The following is a 6,347-nucleotide window of genomic DNA, read 5'->3' as shown; positions in this document are numbered from 1 at the left end:
GGGGGGGGGGGCGCGCGGCGCGGACCGGAACGGGCCCGGCGCGAATGCCGGGCCGTGCCGTAGAGGCCTTTCAGGTGAGGCACCAGACTTCCAATCTGGCGAACCGGGTTCGATTCCCGGCTACGGCTCCGCCCGCGGCGAGGAGGGTTGGCCGAACGGGAAGGCAGCAGTTTCGAAAACTGTCGTTGAGGTGACACTCATAGGGGTTCGAATCCCTTACCCTCCGCCTTTTCCCGCGTTCCGGGCCCGCTCCGGGCCCGTTCCCGCGAGGGCGCGCCGCCCCCGGTCCCGCCGCGGACCGGGGGCGGCGCCGCGCCGCGGCGGGACCGTGCGCGCCGGTCAGCCGGCCATGGCCGGCTCCAGGGCGTGACCGGAAGCGGCCTTCAGATCGTCGAGGACCTCGTCGATCCGGTCGAGCCCCGCGGCGATCCAGGGCAGCGCCGCCGGGTCGGGGGCCGCCAGCGCGGCCAGCCGCCGCTCGTCGGTGTCCCCGTACAGCAGGCTCGTGGCCACCCGCACGCGCAGCGCCCGCTCGGGCTCGCCGAACGCGGCGGCCGGCAGCACGCCGACCCCGTAGCGTTCCAGCAGCAGTTCGGTCAGCTCCGCGCCCGTCCGGACGCCGTGCGCCTCGCGCAGGTGGTCGCGGAACGGGTCCAGGTCCGGGTAGGTGTAGAAGGCCGCCTCGGGCGCCGCCACCCGGGCGCCCGCCGCGGCGAACCGGTCCGCCACCGCCGCGGTGACCGCCGCGTGCAGCCGGCGGGAGCGGTCGACGTGCTCCACCAGCTCCGCCGGCTCCCCGAACGCGTACGCGGCCGCGTGCTGCATCGGGGCCGGGGCGCTGGACCACAGCTCGCTCGCGATCCCCAGCAGCCGGGCGCGCAGCTCGTGGCCGAACGGGGCGTCCGGCAGCCGCGCGACCCCGATCCGCCACCCGCCGGCCGCCAGGCTCTTGCTCAGCGCGGTCGTCACCACGGTCCGCTCCGGCGCGTACTCGGCCGGGCTCGTGACCGTGCGGGACGGGTCGTGCACCAGATCGCGGTAGATCTCGTCCGAGATGATCACCAGGTCGTGCTCGCGGGCGACCGCGCACAGCCGCCGCACGGTGGCGGCCGAGGCCAGCGTCCCGGTGGGGTTGTCGGGCAGCGTCACCACCACGGCGCGGATCGTGCGGCCCTGGGCGCGGGCGCGGACCACGGCGTCGGCGAGCAGGGCGGGGTTGGGCACGCCGCCCTCGCCGGGCGGGGTCGCGATCGGCACGGACCCGGCGCCGGTCAGCGTCGCCTGCGCCGCGTACGACACCCAGCTCGGCGCCGGGACGGCGATCTCGCCCCCGACCGCCATCATCAGCGCGTACAGCAGCGGCTTGCTGCCCGGGCCGGACACCACCAGGTCGGGATCGGTGGCCAGGCCGCGGCGGTACCAGTAGCCGGCGGCGGCGGCGCGCAGGGCCGCCGAGCCCGCGACCGGGCCGTAGGCGCCCTGGTCCGCGGCCGCGGCGAGCTCGCGGGTGAGGGCCGGGTGGATCGGGATGCCGGCCTCGCCGAAGCCGAGCGGCAGCACCCGCCGGCCCTCGCGTCTTCTGCGCGCGATGGCCTCGTTGATCGCAAGGGTGGGCGAGAGCGGGACCGGCCGTGCGGACGGATCGAGGGCAGGCATGGCTGACTCCAGGCATGACGAGAAGGTTGTCGTGTAAAGGAAGAAACCCCTGGACAAGGGGCGGATCCCCGTGAGCGGCCGGCCGGGCTCCCTTGCATCCTTACCCACCACGAGCATCATCACCAGCGAGTCTCATCGATGGCGACCGTAAGATGATGTGATGCTGGAGCTACGCCGCCTGCGCCTGCTGGCCGAGTTCGCCCGCCGCGGCAGCATCGCCGCGACCGCCGCGTCCCTCGGGTACACCCCCTCGGCGGTCTCGCAGCAGCTGGCCGCGCTGGAGCGCGAGGCACGGGTCGCGCTGCTGGACCGGACGGCCCGCAGCGCCGAGCTGACCGACGCCGGGCGCCGCCTGGCCGAGCGCGCCGAGGAGATCCTCGTCCTGGTCGAGGCGGCCGAGACCGAGCTGTCCACCCAGGCGGGCACCCCGTCGGGCCGGGTGGTCGTCACCGCCTTCCCCACCGCGGCGGTGGCGTTCGCCCCCGCGCTGGCGCACAGCCTCCGCGACCACCCGGAGCTGACCTTCGTGCTGCGCCAGACCCGCATCGGGGAGGGCATGCGCCAGGTGCAGAGCGGCGAGGTCGACATCGCCCTCGTCGACGACTGGACCGGCCGGCTCCCCGCCCAGGCCCCCGCGGCCCTGAAGTTCTTCCACCTGCGGCGCGACCCGCTCGTGCTGGCGGTGCCCGCCGCGCACCCCATGGCCGACCCGGCCCGGCCGGTGGAGCTGGAGCGGCTCCGGGAGGAGCCGTGGATGGCCGCCCCGCCCGGCGAGCCGTCCCGCCAGGCGGTCGAGCGCCTGCTGGACTCCGTGGGCGGCGCGCGGGCCGTGCCGTGGGAGTTCGAGGGCCTGCACACGATCCTGAGCCTGGTGGCCCGCGGCATCGGCATCACCGCGATCCCCGCCCTGGCGCTGGCCGCCGGCGACCAGGACGTGGCGGTGCGGCGCATCCCCGACAGCACCCTGGCCCGCGAGGTGTACGCGGTGACGCGCGCCGCGAGCGTCCGCAGGCCCTCGGTGGCGGTGACCCTGCGCGCCCTGTACGCGGCGGCCGGCGAGGTCCAGCCCGCCCCGCCCGAGGGGTAGCCCCGCGGGTCCGGCGGTGGCCGGTTGCGGTCCCGGGCCGCACTTTCCGCCCCCGCCGCCCGAACCAAGCGATGAGACCGCTTTCGCCCCCGCCGTCCGATCATCACGTACCTTGGAGCGGACCCCCGCTCCCCGCTCTGGAGAACCCCCGCCCATGAATCGCGTCCCGCACCCGGGTTTCGAGCTGCCGCGGCTGACCGCGATGCTGCGGCACGCGCTGCCGCGGTTCATCGAGGGCGTGATCGCCCCGGTGGCGGTCTTCTACGCGGCGTTCGCGCTGCTCGGTCTGAACGGCGCGCTGGTCGCGGCCGTCACCTGGGTGTACGGCGGGATCGTCTGGCGGTACGTGCGCGGCCACGGCGTCCCGGCGATGCTCATGCTGGCCGCGGTGGGCGTCACCGTGCGGGCCGTCCTCGCCGCCTACACCGGCAGCCCGGTCGTCTACTTCCTCCAGCCGACGCTGGGCACGCTCATGGTGAGCGTGGCGTTCCTCGCCTCGGTGCCGCTCGGGCGGCCGCTGGCGCAGAAGATGGCCACCGACATGGTGCCGATGCCCGAGGCGTTCCTCCGGCACGAGCGGGTCCGCCAGTTCTTCCTGCGCATCTCGCTGCTGTGGTCGATGGTCTTCCTGGCCAACGCGGTGTTCAGCCTCTACATGCTGCTGAACGAGTCGATCGGCACGTTCCTGTGGGTGCGCACCTCCGTGGTGGCCCTGCTGGGCGCCGGTGCCGCGGCGGTGTCGGTGGTGGGGTTCCGGCGCTGCCTCCGGCACGTGAACGGCGAGCCCGCCGCGGCGTAGAAAGTCCGGTTTCGTGCTGTCCGTCCCGCGGGTTTCGGACTCCGGCGAGATTTGGGTGCGATCAAGGAAACTTTTCCGGCTTACCTGCCGTCACACCAAGTCAGATAGATTCAGAGCGCACGGGGTAAACCAGGGGTTTTGGGAGCATCAGTGGGACTTAAGGGTCGTTTCGGGCTTGTGGTGAGCGGCGGCGCCGGGGTCGTCCTGGTCCTCACCGCCGCGGGCTGCGGCGGCGGTGGCGACGAGCAGGGCGCGCTGGCGTCGGGGGAGTCGAAGACGGCGACGATCACCCCCGCGCACGGCACCAAGTCGGTCAAGCCCGACGGGCCGATCGAGGTGCGGGTCGCCGAGGGCACCCTGCAGAACGTCACCGTCCAGGGCCAGGGCGCCACGATCACCGGGAAGATGTCCGGTGACAAGAAGAGCTGGAAGTCCGACCGCACGCTGACCCCGGGCACCTCCTACACCGTCACGGCCCAGTCGAGCCACGACGGCAAGACGGCGACCGCGACGAGCCAGTTCACCACCCTGAAGCCCGCCAAGACGCTCTCGGTGCTGGACGTGACCCCCAACGTCGAGGGGGAGAAGGTCGGCATCGGCATGCCGATCATCGTCCGCTTCAACCGGGCGGTGACCGACCGGGCCGCGGTCGAGCGGGCGCTGCAGGTCACGCCGGAGAAGCCGGTGGAGGGCGCCTGGCGCTGGATCGACTCCACGCAGGTCATCTACCGCACCGCGACGTACTGGCAGCCGCACCAGAAGGTCGGCTTCAACGCCAAGCTCGCCGGGATCAACGCGGGGGCGGGGGTGTACGGCGCCAAGGACATCAACGAGACGATCACCATCGGCGCCGCCCAGGTCACCAAGGGGAACATCTCCAAGCACCACATGACGGTGACCCGCGACGGCAAGAAGCTGCGCCGGATCCCGTTCAGCGCCGGCAACGGCACCACCCGCGAGTACACCACCACCAGCGGGATCCACCTGACCATGGGCAAGGAGAACCCGGTGACGATGGTGTCGCCGGGCCGCAAGCCGGGCGACCCGGGCTACTACAAGACCGTGGTCAACCACGGTGTGCGCTTCTCCAACAGCGGCGAGTACACCCACGCGATGGCCTCCACGGTCGGCGTGCAGGGCAGCGCCAACGTCAGCCACGGCTGCCTGAACCTCAGCCCGGCCAACGCCAAGTGGTACTACGACATCATGCAGCGCGGCGACATCCTGGAGCTGACCGGCAGCGACCGCGAGGTCGAGTGGAACAACGGCTGGGGCTACTGGCAGCTGTCGTTCGCCAGCTGGAAGAAGGGCAGCGCCCTCTCCTGAGCCCGCCTCCCGCGGCGCCCCGCACCGGGCGCCGCGGGACCGCTTGCAACGCTTTGATCTCGGCGCCGGGCAAAACTCCGGGTCAACGTATGGTCACGAACTTTTGTCGCTAATGTCGCACTGTTATCGGCGGGGTTCGGGAGGTCAACGGTGCAGCGGAGGCTATCCGCAGGGGTTCGTGCGGGCGCGGGAGTGACGGGGGCCGTGCTGCTCCTGACCACGGCCTGCGCCGGCGGGGACGACGGCGACGGGGTCACGGTCGGCGGCAAGGGACAGGCCGGGGCGCCCCAGGTCACCGTCTCGCCCGGGAACGGCGCGGCCAAGGCCCGGCCCGACACCGGCGTCACGGTCACCGTCGGCGGCGGTGTCATCGAGCAGGTCTCCGTCACCCGCAAGGGCAGGCCCGTCGAGGGTACCCTCTCGCCGGACAAGACGGCGTGGAAGTCGCGGACGCTGCGGCCGGGCTCGCAGTACCAGGTGACCGCGACCGCCAAGAGCCCGCAGGGCAAGACGACCACGGTCAACAGCACGTTCACCACCCAGCGGACCGCGCAGCCGCTCGCCGTCACCGACATCACCCCCACCGCGGGCGAGAAGGTCGGCGTCGGCATGCCGATCATGGTCACCTTCAACCGGCCGGTGCAGGACAAGAAGGCGGTCGAGCGCGCGCTGCGGGTGAAGTCGACCAAGCCGGCCACCGGCGCCTGGTTCTGGCCGAGCAGCACCCAGGTGATCTTCCGGACCAGGAACGGCGAGTACTGGCAGCCCAACCAGCAGGTCACGCTCACCGCCAAGCTCAGCGGGGTGCGCGCGAGCGCCCGCAGCTACGGCGTGAACGACGTCACCCGCCGCTTCAGCATCGGCGACTCGCACATCGTCACCGCCAGCACCAGGACCAAGCGGCTGGTCGCCAAGCAGAACGGCGTGAAGGTCAAGAGCTGGCCGATCAGCGCCGGCAAGGGCGGCCGGGTGGTCAACGGCGTCGACACGTTCCTCACCACCAGCGGCGTCCACCTGACCATGGGCAAGGAGAATCCGGCGATCATGACGTCGGAGTGGATGGGCGTCGACCCGAAGGACAAGAAGAACGGCGGCTACAAGGAGGTCATCCCGTGGGCGGTGCGGATCTCCAACAGCGGCGAGTACGTGCACGCGATGGCCGCCACCGTCTGGGCCCAGGGCCGGCAGAACGTCAGCCACGGCTGCCTGAACTCCCCGCCCGCCGCGGCCAAGTGGTTCTACAACTGGTCCTACCGCGGTGACGTGGTGGTCATCACCGGCAGCAAGCGCGGGCTGGACTGGAACAACGGCTGGAGCTACTACCAGATGCCCTGGGACCGCTGGGTCAAGGGCGGCGCGCTCGACCGCCCGGTGACCACCGGCTGACCACCGGCTGACCCGGCGCGCGGCGGCCGGATCGGGCCCGATCTCCCCGTTGTAACCGCCCCTATCGGGGCAGAAGGTGGAGATAGGGAGCCT

General features: G+C 72.5%; 5 protein-coding genes and 2 tRNA genes. 6 read left to right on the top strand and 1 reads right to left on the bottom strand.

Annotated elements, in window-relative coordinates:
• Nucleotides 1–56: 56 nt before the first annotated feature.
• Both ACA361_RS40705 and ACA361_RS40700 read left to right on the top strand, forming a co-directional pair.
• Nucleotides 57–128, top strand: a tRNA-Gly gene (locus ACA361_RS40705).
• A 13-nt stretch (nucleotides 129–141) separates the two neighbouring features.
• Nucleotides 142–226, top strand: a tRNA-Ser gene (locus ACA361_RS40700).
• Between the two features lie 113 nt (nucleotides 227–339).
• On the opposite strand, the gene ACA361_RS40695 is transcribed toward ACA361_RS40700, so the two are convergent.
• Nucleotides 340–1,656, bottom strand: coding sequence for a pyridoxal phosphate-dependent aminotransferase (locus ACA361_RS40695; protein WP_375020501.1), 1,317 nt, complete (start codon nucleotides 1,654–1,656; stop codon nucleotides 340–342).
• 160 nt (nucleotides 1,657–1,816) lie between these two features.
• On the opposite strand from ACA361_RS40695, the gene ACA361_RS40690 reads away from it, so the two are divergent.
• The 4 genes from ACA361_RS40690 (at nucleotide 1,817) to ACA361_RS40675 (ending at nucleotide 6,254) form a co-directional block, all read left to right on the top strand.
• The gene (locus ACA361_RS40690; protein WP_375020500.1) at nucleotides 1,817–2,743 is read left to right on the top strand and encodes a LysR family transcriptional regulator; all 927 of its coding nucleotides are present in this window, start codon (nucleotides 1,817–1,819) and stop codon (nucleotides 2,741–2,743) included.
• Nucleotides 2,744–2,897: 154 nt separating this feature from the next.
• Nucleotides 2,898–3,542, top strand: coding sequence for a VC0807 family protein (locus ACA361_RS40685; RefSeq protein WP_375020499.1), 645 nt, complete (start codon nucleotides 2,898–2,900; stop codon nucleotides 3,540–3,542).
• Between the two features lie 150 nt (nucleotides 3,543–3,692).
• Nucleotides 3,693–4,868, top strand: a complete 1,176-nt coding sequence (locus ACA361_RS40680; RefSeq protein WP_375020498.1) for an Ig-like domain-containing protein — start codon at nucleotides 3,693–3,695, stop codon at nucleotides 4,866–4,868.
• Between the two features lie 204 nt (nucleotides 4,869–5,072).
• On the top strand, nucleotides 5,073–6,254 hold the full coding sequence (locus ACA361_RS40675; RefSeq protein WP_375020497.1) for an Ig-like domain-containing protein: 1,182 nt from the start codon (nucleotides 5,073–5,075) through the stop codon (nucleotides 6,252–6,254).
• Nucleotides 6,255–6,347: the final 93 nt, after the last annotated feature.

The sequence above is a fragment of the Actinomadura sp. 21ATH genome, assembly GCF_041951345.1.
In the GTDB taxonomy this organism is placed as follows: Bacteria; Actinomycetota; Actinomycetes; order Streptosporangiales; family Streptosporangiaceae; genus Spirillospora.
The sequence above is the reverse complement of the archived record's forward strand: the minus strand, read 5'-3'. Positions and strand labels throughout refer to the sequence as shown.